The organism is Phenylobacterium composti DSM 19425 (genome assembly GCF_059568645.1).
This window is the reverse complement of sequence record NZ_JCANTT010000015.1, coordinates 41,257-59,420: the sequence shown is the minus strand read 5'-3', so window position 1 is coordinate 59,420 and position 18,164 is coordinate 41,257. Positions and strand designations below refer to the sequence as shown.

Below are 18,164 nucleotides of genomic sequence, written 5' to 3'. Positions count from 1 at the left end.
TCTTAGTTGATAGGGGTCCCCACCCGTCGAGCTTCCACATACCAAGCGCGAGCTTCTGACCGGAGGCCTCTCGTGGCCGCAACCAAGCGGCTATCTTGAAGAAGAACCTTCGCCTGTTCACGCCACTTCAAGCAGTATGAGACCCACCCCGCGGCGCTCGTGATCTCAGTCAACTGCAGTTGGCGAGCACCCGTCCCCCAAGGCCCACCCGCCTTTATCAGAGCTGCTCGAACACGGTGCTCAGCTCCGCTAGGAACAGTGATCGCACCATGCAGGTGAGGCGATTTGCCATAGGCAGTCTCGATGACGAAGAAGAACTCCGGCATCGGAAGCTGCGTACCCGCGAAGGCTTTCCTGAGCTGCTGGGAGACTCGGTCCCGGATGAACTCAGTGAAGCTCTTTTCGCCCGCCTCACTCTTCCGGCGACCTTCCGAAACGACCTCCTCTGACAGGTGAAGCGTAAGAGCCTTTCCACGCTTGAGACGCATGACCTGACTCCAGGCCAATAGCTTCATAGCGTCCCCGGCATGATCCCACGAAGGTGTCCACAAGGTGGTCGCCTTCCTCTCTGGCCTTGTTTCTCTCTCTACACTCCCTCCCTTCTCCATTCTTCCTTCTGTTGATTCAGGCGCTCTTGTTCGCTTCTTGTTGAACCTCAAATCGGTCACTGCAGGCCCACCGCGGGACGTGATCCTGACCAGGTCCCCGTCCCGGAGGGCAGAGTTGATTTTCCTCAGGATTTTGTCGTCGCGAGCTTCGTCTCGGAGAAGGCGGCCCGACGACTTCTTTGAACGGAGACGGCGAAGCTTCCATAGGAGGCGCTGCGCCTTGGTCTCGATCTCCTTGTCCTTCCGGAGCTGGTTCTCACGCCAGGTAGCGAAATCAGCCTCGATGTCGGCGCGACGGACTTCCTCCACACTCACGCCGCTGCTCCTTCGGCAAGCCGAACGACACGGCGCACTTGAGCAGGATTCCAGAGGCCACCGCGCGGGGCTGGGATGCGCCGGAGATTCAGGCCATTTGCGAGCGCCTGAAGGGACTGAGCCCCAGAGGCTCTAAGGTCTTGGATTGTCTCCATCAGCTCGTTGGCGCGCCGCCTGGCACGGTCGCTTCGGAGCGCCGCCGAACGCGCGCGGCCCTCTTCGGCGTGAGCCTCGATCCTGTGCGCGCCGCGTCTGCCTCCGAGAGCTACGCCCCGGGCGCGAGCCGCTTCGAGTGCTGCCTTCGTTCGCTGCGAGATCAGTTCACGTTCCTGCTCCGCAAGCGCAGCCATGATGTGGATCATGAACCTGTTGGCCTGCGGCATGTCGACGGCGCGAAACTCCACCCCTTCCTCCATTAGCCGAGACAGGAAGGCGACGCTTCGAGCAAGTCGATCCAGCTTTGCTATAACGAGCGTAGCGTTTCTGATCCGGCACTCGCGCAACGCCGCGTTGAGCGCAGGCCGGTCGGCCTTCTTACCAGACTCCACCTCCTCAAATTCGCCTACGAGCTGACCGGAGCCAATGAACCTGCGCACGGCATCTCTCTGAGCATCGAGCCCCAGCCCGGAAAGGCCCTGCTGCCTGGTGCTCACGCGGTAGTACGCGACAAACTTACCTTCCATGTTTGATCGTAACGTTTGCTTCAACCACCGTTGAGACAAATGATACAGCAGGGTTGCTGCATGCCAAGGGGGCAAGCTTACCCATCAAGTACTTGCGGCACCCTGCTGGGTGTCCCTCCCTACCAGCGGTCATGCCTCGCGCTCGCGCTCGCGCTGACGGACTGGACGGGTCCCCTGCGCGCCCGTTGCAGTGGTCGCAGTGATTAGATGTTCCTCGGTGCTTAGCGCTGTCGGATTGACGCGTCGGTCGTCGTCTGGCTTGCTCGCATCGAGGGTGGTGGGGGCAAATGCGCGTCCTGGTTCCTGGCGACGCGGATGTCGCGCATTATCTCGGCTTTGGCCGACAACTGTTCGAACTACCCGCGTCGGACACCTACGAGTTCGACTTCGGGCAAGTCTCGTTCGTCTCGCCGGGCTGGCTGCTCTCCGTCGGTTCGGCCCTTCGTGAGTTCCGCACGCAGCGCCCGGGCGCGAAGCGCAAGGGCTCGAACTACACGCACCTCGGCTATGCCGCTCACGTCGGCTTCTTCAAATTCTTTGGCATGACCTACGGCCTCGCTCCGGCTCAGGCGGGCGGTAGCGATACGTACATTCCCATCAAAGAACTCAATGTCGCGGAGCTGAAGTCATCCGCAGCCGAACGCCACATGCACCCAGGCGAGGTGGTCGAGGAGGAGGCGAAGCGTCTAGCAACGCTCCTCACCCGAGAGAACGAGGGACCGCTGGTCGACACGCTCACGTACTCGCTGCGGGAGATTGTCCGCAACGTGATCGAGCACAGCGAGAGTGAAAGCTATTCAATTGCCGCACAGTACTGGCCGCAGACCGGTGCAGCGGAGCTTGCTGTCGTGGATCGCGGCTGTGGCATTCTCCAGTCGCTGAAAGAAAACCCCAAACTCAGGGTCTCCTCCGACCTCGATGCGCTCAAACTGGCGGTGCTCCCAGGCATCTCTTCCAAAGCGTGGCGGCGTGGACGTTCCGACGATGCTTGGGCGAACAGCGGCTACGGCCTTTTCATGACTCAGCGCCTTGCATCCAGAGGGGGCCGCTTCACGCTCGTAAGTGGAGACAACGGGGTCGTCATCGAGGGCTCCGGCTTGAAGGAGATCAGGAGCCATAGCCCGGGCACACTGGTCGTGCTCCGTTTGCGCACAACGGCCCTGGAAGACCTTACGGAGCAGCTCTCGACATTCCGCCAGGAGGGTAGGGAGATCGCCAAGAGGGTTGGCGGCGCGGACCGATTTGGCCCGTCCTTAGCGTCACAGTTGCTGCAGCCGACCAATCAGAGGGGGGGATAGACAGTGCTAAATGGCTTCGACCGGCTCATACAAACGGGTCAACTCACCGTCGTAGAACGGATCGACGTTCCGGCGCGCGAAGAGAGGCGCACACCGGTGCCGGAGGCCTTCCTGAAGGGCCGTGTGGGACAATGGCTGACCAGCGGCAACGCTGCGGATGGCTCATTATGGCGTCACCAAAGCATGGCGCTGGCGGAGATTGACGACGGCGCGAACATCGTGGTCGCCACAGGCACCGCTTCTGGCAAGTCGCTCATCTTTCAGGCTGCGATCCTGCGGGAATTACTCGACGGCGAAGGCAAAGCGATTGTCCTCTATCCTCTAAAGGCCCTTCTTGCCGATCAGCTCAGCCGGTGGAAAAAGCTGGCTCAGCAACTTGGGTTGCCGGAGAACACAGTCGCCGAGCTGCACGGGCAGGTGTTGCAGGACGAGCGGATGGACGCTGTCCGCAACGCGCGAGTGCTCGTCGCGACACCAGACGTCCTTCAGGCGTGGTTCATGCGCCAAGTATCGGCGCCCGCTTTCAAGTCCCTGTTCTGCTCGCTCCGATTTCTGGTGCTCGATGAGGCGCACGTCTACGAGTCGGTCTTCGGCAGCAACGTGGCCTATTTGATCAGGCGCTTCTTGGCCGCCCGACGTCGGGCGTGTCGGGACAAGGGAGTGGCCACCCAGCTTCAGATTATCGCGGCGACCGCGACGATCTCCGATCCGGAAGATCACATGCGCCAGCTAACAGGCTGGCCTTTCGTGTCGATCAATGAGGAAGACGATGGATCGCCCACGTTCGGCCGCACCATTTATCACATCGATGGCCCAGACACGGGGCATCCCGCTGAGGCGATGCTGACCGACATCCTGGATCGGGTTCTAGCCGAGCCAACCACGGGATCATTCATCGCCTTTCACAATTCTCGCCAAGGGGTGGAGCGTGTCGCGAAGGCTGTCGATAAAGATGACGTGCTGCCCTATCGGAGTGGCTACGAACTCGGAGACAGAACGCGTATCGAGAAGGCGCTGCGAGGGGGGGAACTCCGAGGGGTGATCTCGACGTCAGCTCTGGAGCTTGGCATCGACATCGCGCAGTTCCGGCTTGGGATCAATTTGGGGGTGCCCCAGTCCAAGAAGGCCTTCCGGCAGCGCCTTGGACGCGTGGGTCGGAGCGCGCCAGGCGTGTTTTGCGTCGTGGCGCCGCGACACGCGTTCGCCCAGTATGGCGCGACCTTCAGGGACTATTACGAAGGCTCCGTAGAGCCCTCGCATCTTTATCTCGACAACAGGTTCATTCAGTACGCTCACGCCCGGTGCCTGGTCGACGAATGCGAGTCCCTCGGCAGCGACACCAAAGAACCGCCCCCCGGCGTTTCCTGGCCCGAGACGTTCCCTGCTGTTTATGAGTATGCAAGGCCGGGTGCGCGCCGGCCTCGCGAGTTCGACTACGTGGCTCAGCTTGGAGCGGACTCACCGCACCACAACTACCCGCTCCGGCAGGTCGGCGAGGCGAACTACAAGCTGATCGAGGGTACTGGTCAGTACTCTGAGCAGATCGGTGACATCGCCCTCAATCAAGCGATTCGGGAGGCTTACCCTGGAGCCGTGTACCTTCACCTCCGCAGCCCGAAGAAGGTCAAGGAATGGCGTTCTGGCTCATTCGAGCGGGCCATCCGTCTCGAAGCGGCAAAGAGCGCGACGCAAAACCGTCCGATACTGAAGAAGGCTTTGAACGTCGGCCTCTCGGCAGATGAGATCGTCGAGGGAAGGCTGCTTACTGGGCCGACGGGCGCTTTGGCGGAAGTGAATTTACAGGTGACGGAGTCTGTCGAAGGGTTTTCGCTCGGCGGACGCTCGTTCCTCTATCGCGACCTGCGGGCCACTGACCCGAGAATGACCCGCAAGCAGAGGGATTTCCGTTCTACGGGTATCGTAATCCGAATAGACGAGCCGTGGTTCGCCGGGAGCGGCGCGCCGGCGCTCGTGCGCCAAGTCGTGGCTGGAGCCTTAGAACAGCTCCTGCTCCGGGAGAAGAGCATCTCCCCGAACGACATCGACAGCGCGCACAGCCACATCGCCTTCTATGTGGATGGCGCGCCTCGTAAAGCGACCGATACAATCGTCGTTTACGACAGCATCTATGGGGGACTCCGGCTCACGGAGCCGCTGTTCACCGAGTTCGCAGATTTTCTAGACAAGCTCGATAAGGCCGCTGCCATCGCTGGGGCCAATGCGTTCGTAAGCAGCGATGTGGCGCAGAAGCTGAGAAGCTTTTTTGAGACGCTCGCGCCTGGAACAGGCGCCGCGATGCAGGCCCCCTCGCCAGGAGATGGAGAGTACGTGATCTACGCTCCGGGAAGCAGTGTGGCGGTGCTTCACAATGGCGTGCTGGTCGACAGACTTCTCGTCGAGCCCAAGCTCTTTACGCTCGGTACCAGTGAAATGCTCATGTACCGGTACGATACTGGTGGGCGTGGTGATGCGTGGGTGCCGCACGATCAAATTCAACCGACTGGGCAGGATTGGTCATACGCCTACTGGAACCCTGCAACTGGTGAGATCAGAACCCAAGACGAGCAGGAGGAGGGTTCGTTTTAGACGGCTTTGGAGGGGCAGATGCTTACTGCCCCGCCAGCTTCAAACTCTACGGCCGGTAGGCGTAAGCTCGTACCAGGTGAAGCGCGGGATGATCACAGCAGCTCTCGGATGCCAAGGGACAGACCGCACCATGCCGGAGGGGTCTAGCGTCCGGTCGCGCTGGGGAGAGGGCTCGAATTGACCTGCGGTGCAGTCGGTGGCGGCTGTCGCCAAGAATGAAGGATCATCTCCACCTCAGCGGCTACGATCTGCCGCGCCTCGGCTTGCGTCAGCCGATGAACCCGGAGGAGCTGATCGTAGTCTGTGAGTTCGTGGCGCACATAGGTGGTTAGGGCGATCCCGACCGCTTGCCCGAGCGTAACCCGGGATATCCACTCGCGTCCTGAGATCCGCGTAGCCAAAATGCCCGCCACGTCTGGCGGGCATCCAGGGTGATGTCTGCCTAGGTGGGTCAACACCGCTTCCAGGCTATGCTGCCGCCGCTTCTTTGCTCGCCCCATCTCTCGCTCCCGCAACCCTGGGGAGCCTTTCGAAGGGGTGCGTCACAAGCGGACGCAATGAACTCCCTCGCCTTGTGAGCAGCGCAACCTACCGCCGTGGTTCAGGGCCTCCCTCAGACCTTCCAGGTTCACCGGGTTTCCATACCCTGATGATGCCGGCGTAGGGTGCGGTGTAGGGGTTGTTTCCGATCCTGCTTTTCTTACGCCGTTCCCTCTTCCGTTTGACCTTGGCTCTCCGTTCCTCCGGGGTGAGCTTCTTGGTCTGAGGGGGCTGTTCGGATCGTTTGCCCTTTTGGCTTTCCTGCGTCGTGGCTTGTCCGGAGCTGGTCGGTTGAGCCTTCTTCGGCTTGTTGACCTTCATCCGGAGCGGGATGCCGTAGCTCATGTCCACGACGGGAGAGGTTTCCTGTTGGGTCTTCTTCCGGCGCCGGGGTGGGCGAGACTTTCCGGGGACGCCTTCTCCAGCGCCCCAGAACCTCCAGATCGTCGACCCTCCGATGTAGGAGCCTCTTCCCACTCCCTCCTCCTTTGGACCCATAAGAAGGTAAAATTGCTGCCGATAGATGTAATGCGAGCCGTTCCTGCTCCTCTTGGTAACGTCAGGTATCCTAGTATGAAGCTTACACAGGCAACCCTCGGTATTGCGGGACCGTAAAGCGCCTCACCTCAACAACCCGTGCGGGGGGCTGCCACCACGGATCCTCTTCTGCAGAAGGAGTTCTCGTCAAGAACGCGTCAAGAAGGCGCAACTTCGGAATATGGGCCCACGCACGCTGACCTCAGGCCCGCCCGGTTACTCAGCCGCTTGAGAGCGCTCGTCGGGGACAAGGCGCGACAGGTCCACGCCTTCGAAGACGATCTTGTCCATCGCTGATCTCAGTGCCCTTAGCTGAGCCTTTCGCTTCTCAAAGTCGTCGGGGATGTTGGTCGTGTAGATGATCACAGTGCTGTTCACGTCCCGGCCAGTTAGCCTTCTTCTGATCTCATCCGACTCGATGCGAGCGAGCGCCTCCTGCTCAAAGGTGTTCCGGAAGCACTTAATCGAACCGCTATTCTCACGCGCTTCAGCATGCTCAAGGATTGTTCGATTGAACTGCCGGAGTATCAGGCTGCTCGAAAGTGACCGCTTCACAAGCTCACCCGTGGCGCCTTCCCGATAGGCGGTCTGCTCGATAAGCGGGAAAAACCGGTCCAGACCCGACCGATGCTGCTCCCTAGCGAAGGCAGCAAAGCCCATTTCAAGTAGGCAACGGTGCACCGGCACCATCCTCTTCGAGTGCTTGTTCTTCAGGTGGCGAAGGTGGTTGGGCCTGATCAGAATGTGCGGGACCTCGTGGTCCACCACCACGTCTTCGGGTGCTAGACCCGCGATCTCAGAGGAGCGCGCGCCTGTGTAGAGCAGCAGGAGGGGAATCCAAAATCGGTCGTCCCTGATTAGAACCGGGCCAGGCTTGAATAGCCCCCCTTCCTCAAGCCCTTCTGCGCACCCTACGAACAGGGGCTGCGAGAAGATGCGGTTCAGCTCTGCGGTCGAGAAGGAACGCCCCGTTTCATCCTCCTCTTGACCTTCTGCTTGCACTCCCCGCGCCACGTTTTCCTTGATGTCCCGGCGCTTCTCCGCGTGATCCATCACGGTCTTCAGGTTCCAAAGGTGCTTGTTGACTGTCTTCCAGCTCAGGGTTTCGACGTCGATCAGGCCAGCTTTTCTCCTTTCGATCAGTTCGGACAGAGAGCGCTTCTTGTTCTCGCCCGAGAGATAGCGGCTGTCGGGCAGAGCCATCAGCTTGTCGTGGAACTCCCAGACGTCCGCCTTGGTGATCAGGTAGATGGGCTTGTTCCCAACGAGCTGCACGAAACGGTCTACAGCTTGCCTGCGGCCGCCATGGGTGCGGTCGCCCCGCGTCGCCTTTGCCTCTTTGAGGAAGCATTCCTCGAAGTACTTTCGGATCGGGAAACGCCCTCGTTGCGACATCGCGACGTTGCCGTCTTGGGAAGCGTCAGGCATCGGCTTCAGCGCGGGATGAAGGGGGGGAAGTTCGGGCAGGCCGTGCACGGCGTTCACCTGGGCCGCGATGCACTCGCTGAGGACATTTGCACACTCGTCCACAACCATCCGGTACTCAGGAGATGTGGGATCGGCCACTTGGCCGATTTTCTCGAAGTACCAGTCGGCGGCCCACCCAACCGCCGCCCTTCGCTCCTCATATGACTCCGCTGTCAGAGCCCGCGCTTGGTGGTGGCGAGTGAACAACCCTATCGCAGTCTGCTCGGGGCCCGCACCTATGCCGACACCTGAAACCGGAGCTTTGCGCCGCTCTTGGTCGAACTGAGCCCTCTCAAACGCGAACAGCTCGCGAAGATGCTCGTTGAGAGCGTCTGACGAGCGGAGTGACCGAACCTTCTGGATGCGCTCACGTATTGCGACCCGCTTCTGGTCCGCGCGCTCGTTCGCAAGGGCAACGTCAGTGGTGCCCAGCTGCTCAATGAGAACTCGCCGCGGGCGACCGAGGCGGTCTGGGAAGGCGGCCTGGACGTCTTCCGGCAGGGGGAATCGAAGCTCCAGGCGACCGTCCGCACGTCTCTGCACGTGCTGACCAAGCTTTGCGTTTTCTGGTGAGCGCTTCCTGCCCACGCACCTACCTCTGGCACGCATTCTCAGCGGTTTTTACAGCGGTTGAAACAGCGGCATCAAGTGGCGGATACGTTGAAAAGACTAAAGGTTTTGGCTTTCCAGGGGGTTAGCTGGGGCTGCCGCGCTCGTGGCGTTAGAGTCGTTCCGGGCGCGCCATTCTTCCTTTCATCCGCATAGGCAGTGCGCGCAAGGCGACCGGCGCGCGCCTTCGCCGCGCGCGCGAGAGCGAGGAACCAAAGCCAAGGCGGCCCGTTCTGGTCCAGCTTCCATCAACATAGGGGCTGCCCCATGAACTTCCGCATTGTCGCCCTGGCCGGTCTGGCCGCAGTTTCGCTTGCTGCCTGCAACAGCCAGGAGGACAAGGCCGCCGAGGCGCAGGCCGACGCCCTGGAGCGTCAGGCCGCTGCGACCTCCAACGAGGCCGAGGAACGGGCCCTCAACGCCCAGGCCGACGCCATCGAGCAGCAGGCGGGCAACGCCGACGGCGGGGCGACCACCGCCAACACTCCGGACACCAGCCCCTCGAAGTAGGGTCTGTCAGATCGCCGGTGCGTCTGCGCCGGACAGGAGGCCCCCGGCGACGCCGGGGGCCTTCTTCGTTTCAGCTGCGCGACGGGGTGAACCGCGCGACGAGATCGTAGGCCTCGCCGGGGAAGGTCATCCGTACGTCAGTGATGCGCTCTTCGCCGCGCCAGGTGCGCCGGGAGAGCAGGAGGCAGGCCGTGGCCGGCGGGATGTCCAGATGGCGGCCCGCATCGCGGCCCGCGGGTGCGGCGGCGATACGGTGCTCGGCCTCGGTCCACGGCACATGCGCCAGCAGCCAGCTTCCCGGGGGCGTGCGGGCGAAGTCCGCCTCGCGGGCGTCGGGCGCGGCCGTAAGGTTCACCCGCCGCTCTTCCAGGGCGAACGGCCGGCCGTTGGCGCGGTGCAGGCACCGGAGGGCCAGGACCGGCGCGCCGGGTGGAACGTCCAGCGCCTCGGCGTCATCGGCAGTGGCCGGGCGCACGTCCCGAACCAGGAGGTCGTGGGCATAGGTCTGGCCGCGGCTCGCCACCTCGGCAGGGATGTCGGGAATGTCGAGGACGGCCGAGTGAATCTTCGGGCGCGCGACGAAGGTGCCGGCGCGGCGACGGCGTTCGATCAGCCCGGCTTCGGTCAGCGGCCCCAGCGCCTTGTTCACGGTCATCCGTGAGCAGCCGTAGGCGGCCATCAGTTCGTGCTCAGCGGGAATCCGGTGACCGGGGGGCCATTCGCCCGACAGGATGCGGGCCTGCACGTCGGTCCGGATGCGTCGGTGTAGCGAGGCCTCGCTCATAGACCGGGGTTCATGCGGTGATTCTGGCCAAGGTCCGCCGATAGCGCGCCACAATGGCGTCCCGCGCGACGTGACGGCCGCTCTCCACCACCTGCCGGCCGCGACGCCAGACCGCCGAGACGGGCGTGCTGCGGCTGGCGAAGATCCAGGCGTCCAGCAGGGCGTCGCCGCCGCGCCCGGCGAGAGACGGATGGTCGAGGTCGAGGGCGACCAGGTCCGCGACCGCCCCTTCCCGCAGGCCGGCCTCCACGCCGAGGGCCTGGGCTCCGCCGTTCAGCGCTGCCTGGAACAGGGCCGCGCCTGCAGACCGGCCAGGCGCCGGGGCGGCCACATTGCGCACGCGCTCGGTCAGCCGCTGGGCGTATTCCAGCCCCCGCAGTTCGGCGGCGGCGTCGATCAGGACATTGGAATCGGTTCCGACGCCCAGGGCCCCGCCCGCCGCCAGGTACGCGCGCAGCGGGAAGACGCCATCGCCGAGGTTGGCTTCGGTGACGGGGCAGAGGCCGGCGAGCGCGCCGCTGCGGGCCAGGCCTTCGGTTTCCTCCCGGGTCATGTGGGTGGCGTGGACGAGGCACCAGCGGGCGTCCACCTCGGCGTTGGACAGCAGCCATTCCACGGGCCGGGCGCCGGACCAGGCGAGGCAATTCTCAACCTCCTTCGCCTGTTCGGCGGCATGGATGTGCACCGGCCCGTCAGCGAGCCTGACGACGGCGGCCAGCTCGTCCGGCGTCACCGCCCGCAGGCTGTGCGGCGCGACGCCGACCACCGCGTCGGGCAGGCGGCGGGCGGCGGCGCGGCTGGCCTCAAGCAGGCGAGCGAAGCGCTCCACGTCCAGGATGAAGCGCCGCTGCCCGGGCATGGGCGGCTGACCGCCGAAGCCCGCATGCGCGTAGAACACCGGCAGCAGGGTGAGGCCGATGCCCGTGGTCTGCGCCGCCTCCACGAGGCCGTGGGCCATTTCGGCCGGATCGGCATAGGCCGCGCCGTCCAGGTCGTTGTGCAAGTAATGGAACTCGCCGACCCGGGTGAAGCCGGCCTCCAGCATCTCGGCATAGGCCAGTTCGGCGATGGCGCGGTGGTCGTCGGGCGTCAGCCGGTCGACGAACAGGTACATGGCTTCGCGCCAGGTCCAGAAGTCGTCGCCTTCGGGTCCGGCGACCTCGGCCATCCCGGCCATGCCTCTCTGGAAGGCATGGCTGTGGAGGTTGCAAAGACCAGGGACGGCGACGCCATAGGCCGGCTCGCCAGGCTGGCGGGCTACATCACGCGCGATGCCGGCGATCCGACCCTTGGACAGGGTGAGCCGAACGCGCCGCGCCCAGCCGTCGGCCAGCAGCGCGTGATCGAACCAGAGCGTCTGCGTGGTCACTGGACACTCCTCCTGCCTGCCTCATAATGTCTATACATAAATGCAGCGGCAAGCGCGGAGGGAGGACAGGTGAAGGTCTGGCGCAACGCCCGCCTTGCGACCCTGGCCCCTGGCCTGCCGGGCCTGGGCGTCATCGAGGACGGCGCCGTGGCGGCCGAGGGCGGCCGCATCGTCTACGTCGGGCCCGGGGCTGATGCCCCGACCGGCGAAGCCGTCGACTGCGAGGGCCGGTGGATCACGCCGGGCCTCATCGATTGCCACACCCACCTCGTCCATGCCGGCGACCGGGCGCAGGAGTTCGAGCTGCGGCTGCGCGGGGCCGGCTATGAGGAGATCGCCCGGGCGGGTGGCGGCATCGCCTCGACGGTGGCGTCCACCCGCGCCCTCTCGGAGTCCGAACTGGCGGCGGTCAGCCGGCCCCGGCTGGAGGCCCTCGTCGCCGAGGGCGTCACCACCGTCGAGATCAAGTCGGGCTACGGCCTTTCACTACCCGAGGAACTGAAGATGCTGCGGGCCGCCCGGGCCTTGGGCGATCGGGCCAGCATCGTGACGACCTTCCTTGGCGCCCACGCCCTGCCGCCCGAGCACGCGGGCGATCCGGACGGATACATCGACCGGGTCTGCCGCGAGATGATCCCGGCCGTCGCCGAGGCCGGTCTGGCCGACGCGGTGGACGCCTTCTGCGAAGGGATCGGCTTTACGCCGTGCCAGACCGAGCGGGTGTTCGCCGCCGCCCGCGCCGCGGGCCTGCCCGTAAAGCTGCACGCCGAGCAGCTGTCGAACCTCGGCGGGGCGGCCCTGGCCGCCCGTCACCATGCGCTCTCGGCCGACCATCTGGAGCATCTGGACGAGGACGGCGTGCGCGCCATGGCCGAGGCGGGGACGACCGCCGTCCTGCTTCCGGGCGCCTACTACTTCCTGCGGGACGAGACGCCGCCGCCCGTTGAGGCGCTGCGCTCGGCGGGCGTGGCCATGGCGGTGGCGACCGACTGCAATCCGGGCACCTCGCCGCTCACCTCGATCCTGCTGGCGATGAACATGGCGGCCACGCTGTTCCGCCTGACGGTGGAGGAGTGCCTGGCGGGCGTCACCCGGGAGGCCGCCCGGGCCCTGGGACGTCTCGATCGGGTCGGAACCCTGGAGCCCGGCAAGGTCTGCGACCTCGCCATCTGGGACATCGAGCGCCCGGCCGAGCTTGTCTACCGCATGGGGTTCAACCCGCTGCACGTCCGTATCTGGAGGGGCTGTTGACCGAGATCATCCTGCATCCCGGCGACACGCCCCTCGGCCACTGGCGCGCCGTCTGGAACGGCGCGGCGCTGCGACTGGACCCGGCCGCCCGCGCCGTGGTGGCCGAAAACGCCGCGGCTGTGGCGCGCATCCTCGCCAAGGGCGCGCCGGTCTATGGGATCAACACCGGCTTCGGGAAGCTGGCGACCGTCCGCATCGCTGACTCCGACCTCGCCACCCTGCAGCGGAACCTGGTGCTGAGCCATGCGGCGGGGGTGGGCGCCCCCTCGCCCCGGCCCGTCGTGCGGCTGATGATGGCGCTGAAGCTGGCGAGCCTCGCCCAGGGCGCTTCGGGCGTGCGGCCCGCAACGGTCGAACTGCTGGAGCAGATGATCGCCCGCGACCTGATCCCAGTGGTCCCGGGGCAGGGCTCGGTGGGGGCCTCGGGGGACCTCGCCCCGCTCGCCCACATGGCCGCGGCCATGATCGGCGTGGGCGAGATCGAGGTCGATGGAGGGCGCAGGCCTGCCTCCGAGGCCCTGGCGAGCGCGGGCCTTGCGCCGCTGGAGCTGGGCCCGAAGGAAGGCCTCGCCCTGTTGAACGGCACCCAGTTCTCCACGGCAAATGCGCTGGCGGGGCTGTTCGAGGCCGAGCGTCTGTTCCGCTCGGCGCTGGTGACGGGGGCCCTGTCCACCGAGGCGGCCAAGGGGTCGGACACGCCGTTCGACCCCCGCATCCACGCCCTGCGACGCCAGCCGGGCCAGATCGAGACGGCGCAGGCCCTGCGCGTCCTCATGGCCGGTTCGGCCATCCGCGCCTCCCACCTGAAGGATGATGAGCGGGTGCAGGATCCCTACTGCCTGCGCTGCCAGCCGCAGGTCATGGGGGCGGCCCTGGACGTGCTGCGCCAGGCGGCGGCGACGCTGGAGCGTGAGGCGAACGGCGTCTCGGACAATCCACTGATCTTCGCCGGGGCGGACGAAGCCCTCTCCGGAGGCAACTTCCACGCCGAACCGGTGGCCTTCGCCGCCGACATGATCGCCCTGGCGGTGTGCGAGATCGGCTCCATCGCTGAACGGCGGATCGCCATGCTGGTGGACCCTGCGCTGTCGGGCCTGCCCGCCTTCCTGACCCCGCAGCCGGGCCTGAATTCAGGGTTCATGATCCCGCAGGTCACTGCGGCGGCGCTCGTCTCGGAGAACAAGCAGTTGGCCCATCCGGCCAGCGTCGACTCCATTCCCACCAGCGCTAACCAGGAGGACCATGTCTCCATGGCCGCCCATGGCGCCCGCCGGCTTCTGGCGATGACCCGCAATCTCGAGGGCGTGCTGGCGGTGGAGTATCTGGCGGCGGCGCAGGGTTGCGAGTTCCACGCCCCGCTCCGGTCGAGCGAACGCCTCGAGCGGGTGCGTGCGCGCCTCCGCCGGGACGTGGCGCCCCTGGATCACGACCGCCATTTCGCCCCCGACATCGCCGCCGCGGCGGCGATCCTGCGGGCCGGGGAGCTGGCGTTGCCGGAGCTGCCGGGAGTCGCCTGATGGATTGGCTGGAGATCACGCGCGGCGAGGCGCCGCTGCTGCTGAGCTTGCCGCATACCGGGACGGACATCCCCTCGGACATCGAAGCGCGGCTGGCGTCGCCGTGGCTGGCGCGCAAGGACGCCGACTGGTGGGTCGAGCGGCTGTACAGCTTCGCCGAAGGGCTTGGGGCCACGATCGTCCGGACGCGGATCTCGCGCACGGTCATCGACGTGAACCGCGACCCGTCCGGGGCCTCGCTCTATCCCGGCCAGGCGACGACGGAGCTTTGTCCCACCACCACCTTCGACGGCGAGCTGCTGTATCGGGCGGGCGAGGCGCCGGACGAGGCCGAGGTCGTGGCGCGCCGGACCCGCTGGTTTGCGCCCTACCACAGCGCCTTGGCCGAGGAACTCGACCGCCTGCGGGCGGCCCATGCCAGGGTGGTGCTGTACGAAGCCCATTCGATCCGGTCTCGGATCCCCCGGCTGTTCGAGGGCGAGCTGCCCCACTTCAATATCGGCACGAACGGCGGAGCGAGCTGTGATCTGGCGCTGACCGCCGCCGTCGAGGCGGCCTGCGACGCCAGCCCCTTCATCCGGATCACCAACGGGCGCTTCAAGGGCGGCTGGACCACGCGCCGCTATGGACAGCCCGAGACGGGCGTCCATGCGATCCAGATGGAGCTCGCCTGCCGCAGCTACCTGGACGAGCCGCCGGCCGAGCCGGGCCTTTGGCCGCCCCCTTACGAGCCCGCGCGCGCCGCGCCCATGCGCGCGGCGCTGACCTCAGTTCTCAACGCCTGCCTGGACTTCGCCCGCGAATGACCCGTCACGACCCCACCCGAGTGATCCGTCCGCCTACGGGGAACAAGCTCACCTGCCGCAGCTGGCTCACCGAGGCGCCCCTGCGGATGCTGATGAACAATCTGCATCCGGACGTGGCCGAGAACCCTGCCGAGCTTGTGGTCTATGGCGGCGTCGGCCGGGCGGCCCGGGACTGGGACAGCTACGACCGGATCGTCGAGACCCTGCAGCGGCTGGGCGACGACGAAACCCTGCTGGTCCAGTCGGGCAAGCCGGTGGGCGTGTTCCGCACCCACCCGGATGCGCCTCGGGTGCTGATCGCCAACTCCAACCTCGTGCCGAGATGGGCGACCTGGGAGCACTTCAACGAGCTCGACCGCAAGGGCCTGGCCATGTACGGCCAGATGACCGCGGGATCATGGATCTACATCGGCACGCAAGGGATCGTTCAGGGCACCTACGAAACCTTCGTGGAGATGGCCCGCCAGCACTACGGCGGGGATCTCGCCGGCCGCTGGCTGCTGACCGCCGGCCTGGGCGGAATGGGCGGCGCCCAGCCGCTGGCTGCGGTGATGGCGGGGGCGTCGTGCCTGGCGATCGAGTGCCAGGCCAGCCGTATCGAGATGCGGCTGCGCACCGGCTATCTGGACCATTCGGCCCGGACGCTGGATGAGGCGCTGGAGATCATCGAACGGTCGTGCCAGGAGAAGCGCCCGGTCTCCGTCGGCCTGTTGGGGAACGCCTGCGAGGTGCTGCCGCAGATCCTCGAGCGGGACGTCCTGCCCGATCTGCTCACCGACCAGACCTCGGCCCATGATCCGGTGAACGGCTATCTGCCCAAGGGCTGGAGCCTGGAGCGCTGGGCCGCCATGCGCGCCCAGGCGCCCGAGCAGGTGGAGGAGGCGGCCCGGGCTTCCATGGCCGAGCATGTCCGGACGATGCTGGAGTTTCGCCGGCGCGGCGTGCCTACCGTCGACTACGGCAACAACATCCGCCAGGTGGCCAAGGACGCCGGCGTCGCCGACGCCTTCGACTTCCCGGGCTTTGTGCCGGCCTACATCCGCCCCCTGTTCTGCCGTGGGATCGGACCGTTCCGCTGGGCGGCCCTGTCAGGCGATCCGGAGGACATCTTCCGGACGGACGCCAAGGTGAAGGAACTGATCCCGGACGATCCGCACCTACACAACTGGCTCGACATGGCTGGCCGGCGGATCAGGTTCCAGGGGTTGCCGGCGCGGATCTGCTGGGTCGGACTGGGCGACCGTCACCGGCTGGGCCTGGCGTTCAACGAGATGGTGGCCCGGGGCGAGCTGAAGGCCCCGGTGGTGATCGGGCGCGATCACCTCGATTCCGGATCGGTGGCCTCGCCCAATCGTGAGACTGAGGCCATGCGCGACGGGTCGGACGCGGTCTCCGACTGGCCGCTGCTGAACGCTCTGCTGAACACCGCGTCCGGCGCCACCTGGGTCAGCCTTCACCACGGTGGCGGCGTGGGCATGGGCTATTCCCAGCATGCGGGGATGGTCATCGTCTGTGACGGCACCGAGGCTGCCGCCCGGCGCATCGGCAGGGTGCTCTGGAACGATCCCGCCACCGGCGTCATGCGCCACGCCGACGCCGGCTACGAGATCGCCCTCGATGTCGCCCGCGAGAAGGGCCTCGACCTGCCGGGTATTCTCTAGACGGCGCGCACCAGGTTCATCTTGGCGAGCCGGGAGACGACCTCCACGGCGAGGCCGGGGGTAAGGCCCGAGACCTCGCGCAGTTCGGCGATCCTCGCCGGTCCCTTGGCGAGGCGGCCGAAGATCTGTCCGATCACCGACGGGGCGACCTTCCAGTGGGAGAACAGGGGGTCGGCTTCCAGCGCCGCATAGGCCTCGGCCGAGGCTTCGCCAATTCGTGCGACGCAGGTGTCGGCGCTGAGGACGTGGGTCGCGAAGCCGGCGAAGGCTTCAAAGGGATCGCGATGGCCCGGCGCGGCGCGGGGCGCCGCGTCCCAACGCACTCGGTCAGACGGGTACTCGCGGAGTCGGATGGCGGTGAGTTCGTCCCAGAGTTCCTGGTAGCGCCGGTAGATGACCGCCCAGTCATAGTCGGCCCGGACTCGCCGACGGCCCGAATCCCCGAGACGGCGACGCAGGTCGGGGTCGCTGGCCAGGGCCGTCAGTCGTTCGGCCAGCATGGCGCCGTCCATAGAGACCGCCATGGCCGTGCGGTAGAGCATGAAGTCGTAGTTGAGCGAGCCGCTCTCGTAGGCCTTTGCGATGGCCTCCGTGGCGCCCGCCGCGGGCTGATAGGTGGCGATGCGGAAGCCGTCCTCGCCGTCACGCACCGTGTCGCGGTAGCCGTCCCAGTCGCTGACCACCACCGGCAGGCCCGAGGCCATGGCTTCCAGCGGCGTGATGCCGAAGGTCTCCTGGATGTTGTCGGACAGCGAGATGAAGAGGTCGGCCGCCGCCCAGGCGGCGCGATAGCGGCCGAAGTCCTTGCCGTCGACGAAGATGGTCCGGACGCTGGGGCAATAGCGGGCGGCGCCGCTGCGATAGGCCTCGGCCATGGAGGCATTCGGCGCCTGGCCCGAAAGCACCAGCACCAGCTTCTGGCCGCTGGCCTTGGCGGCGGCTTCCAGGCCCTCGAACATCTGGAAGGGGTGGGCCTTGGCGTGAAAGACCAGCCGGCCCGCCGATAGGGCCATCACCTCGTCGTCGGCGATGCCCAGGGTGGCTCGCGCCTCGGCCCGGTCGGCGGGGCTGAAGTCGAAGTCCGAGACGTGGACTCCGAGCGGAATGATCGGCAGTTGCGGCCGGGGCGGGCGAACCTTGGTCCCCACGCGCCAGGAGAGATATTCCTCGCCGGCCTCGAGCGCCGCTTCCAGCACCTTGAGGGCCGCGCGAGAGGTGCAGATCAGGGCGTCCCAGGGAGCCAGCGCGGCTACCGGATAGGCGCTGAACGTGGCCATCGGCGGCCCGGACAGCGTGTGGGTGAGCCCGCAAAGGCTGTAGCGCCCGGCGCCCGCCCGCAGACGCAGGTCGGCGAGGGGCGACAGAACGGCGTCAGGCCGGAAAAGCACGCCGCGCTCGGCCATGGTCTTGAGGTCGTCGCGAGCGATCCATTCGGTGCGGCCGTTGGGATCGAATTCGCGGACCGTCTGCGCGAAGGCGTTCGAGGCGTTGTTGTAGGGAGAAAAGCCCCAGATCGGACGTCCCGCGTGGGCCGCCACCGCCGCCCGGAGGAAACCATTGCCAGCCGCCTGCCGGCCCATGAGCTTGGCTCCGTCGAGTCGGTAGCCGTCGGGTTCGAAAAGA

At 66.1% G+C, this 18,164-nt stretch carries 14 protein-coding genes; 7 read left to right on the top strand and 7 right to left on the bottom strand.

Annotated elements, in window-relative coordinates; all coding sequences use genetic code 11:
* Positions 1-2 precede the first annotated feature (2 nt).
* Complete coding sequence (locus BO64_RS10625; protein ID WP_496403272.1) at positions 3-923, bottom strand: hypothetical protein; 921 nt, start codon at positions 921-923, stop codon at positions 3-5.
* The gene (locus tag BO64_RS10620; RefSeq protein ID WP_496403271.1) at positions 920-1,606 is read right to left on the bottom strand and encodes a recombinase family protein; all 687 of its coding nucleotides are present in this window, start codon (positions 1,604-1,606) and stop codon (positions 920-922) included. The genes BO64_RS10625 and BO64_RS10620 overlap by 4 nt, the downstream gene beginning before the upstream one ends.
* Positions 1,607-1,893: 287 nt before the next feature.
* On the opposite strand from BO64_RS10620, the gene BO64_RS10615 reads away from it, so the two are divergent.
* Positions 1,894-2,904 carry a hypothetical protein gene (locus tag BO64_RS10615; protein WP_496403270.1) on the top strand — a complete coding sequence of 337 codons (1,011 nt, stop codon included), beginning with the start codon at positions 1,894-1,896 and terminating at the stop codon, positions 2,902-2,904.
* A 3-nt stretch (positions 2,905-2,907) separates the two neighbouring features.
* Entirely contained in the window at positions 2,908-5,490 is a 2,583-nt protein-coding gene (locus tag BO64_RS10610; RefSeq protein ID WP_496403269.1) for a DEAD/DEAH box helicase, read from the top strand.
* Positions 5,491-5,633: 143 nt separating this feature from the next.
* On the opposite strand, the gene BO64_RS10605 is transcribed toward BO64_RS10610, so the two are convergent.
* Together BO64_RS10605 and BO64_RS10600 are read right to left on the bottom strand one after the other, a co-directional pair.
* A complete protein-coding gene (locus tag BO64_RS10605) occupies positions 5,634-5,990 on the bottom strand; it encodes a DUF2293 domain-containing protein (protein ID WP_496403268.1) in 357 nt (118 codons plus the stop codon).
* 793 nt (positions 5,991-6,783) lie between these two features.
* Positions 6,784-8,622 carry a hypothetical protein gene (locus BO64_RS10600; RefSeq protein WP_496403267.1) on the bottom strand — a complete coding sequence of 613 codons (1,839 nt, stop codon included), beginning with the start codon at positions 8,620-8,622 and terminating at the stop codon, positions 6,784-6,786.
* Positions 8,623-8,910: 288 nt separating this feature from the next.
* On the opposite strand from BO64_RS10600, the gene BO64_RS10595 reads away from it, so the two are divergent.
* On the top strand, positions 8,911-9,153 hold the full coding sequence (locus BO64_RS10595; RefSeq protein WP_496403266.1) for a hypothetical protein: 243 nt from the start codon (positions 8,911-8,913) through the stop codon (positions 9,151-9,153).
* Positions 9,154-9,223: 70 nt separating this feature from the next.
* On the opposite strand, the gene hutC is transcribed toward BO64_RS10595, so the two are convergent.
* Positions 9,224-9,937 carry a histidine utilization transcriptional repressor HutC gene (gene hutC / locus BO64_RS10590; RefSeq protein WP_496403265.1) on the bottom strand — a complete coding sequence of 238 codons (714 nt, stop codon included), beginning with the start codon at positions 9,935-9,937 and terminating at the stop codon, positions 9,224-9,226.
* A 10-nt stretch (positions 9,938-9,947) separates the two neighbouring features.
* Positions 9,948-11,306, bottom strand: a complete 1,359-nt coding sequence (locus tag BO64_RS10585) for a formimidoylglutamate deiminase (protein ID WP_496403264.1) — start codon at positions 11,304-11,306, stop codon at positions 9,948-9,950.
* A 69-nt stretch (positions 11,307-11,375) separates the two neighbouring features.
* On the opposite strand from BO64_RS10585, the gene hutI reads away from it, so the two are divergent.
* From hutI to hutU, 4 genes are read left to right on the top strand one after another with little or no spacing between them, the layout of a single operon-like run.
* Positions 11,376-12,557 carry an imidazolonepropionase gene (hutI, locus tag BO64_RS10580; RefSeq protein WP_496403263.1) on the top strand — a complete coding sequence of 394 codons (1,182 nt, stop codon included), beginning with the start codon at positions 11,376-11,378 and terminating at the stop codon, positions 12,555-12,557.
* Positions 12,542-14,074, top strand: a complete 1,533-nt coding sequence (gene hutH, locus BO64_RS10575; protein ID WP_496403461.1) for a histidine ammonia-lyase — start codon at positions 12,542-12,544, stop codon at positions 14,072-14,074. Before hutI ends, hutH begins: the two co-directional genes overlap by 16 nt.
* On the top strand, positions 14,071-14,880 hold the full coding sequence (gene hutG / locus BO64_RS10570) for an N-formylglutamate deformylase (protein WP_496403460.1): 810 nt from the start codon (positions 14,071-14,073) through the stop codon (positions 14,878-14,880). The genes hutH and hutG overlap by 4 nt, the downstream gene beginning before the upstream one ends.
* Positions 14,877-16,541 (top strand): urocanate hydratase, encoded by a 1,665-nt coding sequence (gene hutU, locus BO64_RS10565; protein WP_496403262.1) that lies wholly within the window; start codon positions 14,877-14,879, stop codon positions 16,539-16,541. The genes hutG and hutU overlap by 4 nt, the downstream gene beginning before the upstream one ends.
* On the opposite strand, the gene BO64_RS10560 is transcribed toward hutU, so the two are convergent.
* Positions 16,538-18,121, bottom strand: a complete 1,584-nt coding sequence (locus BO64_RS10560; protein ID WP_496403261.1) for a glycosyltransferase family 4 protein — start codon at positions 18,119-18,121, stop codon at positions 16,538-16,540. The two genes, hutU and BO64_RS10560, sit on opposite strands and share 4 nt — an antisense overlap.
* Positions 18,122-18,164 lie beyond the last annotated feature (43 nt).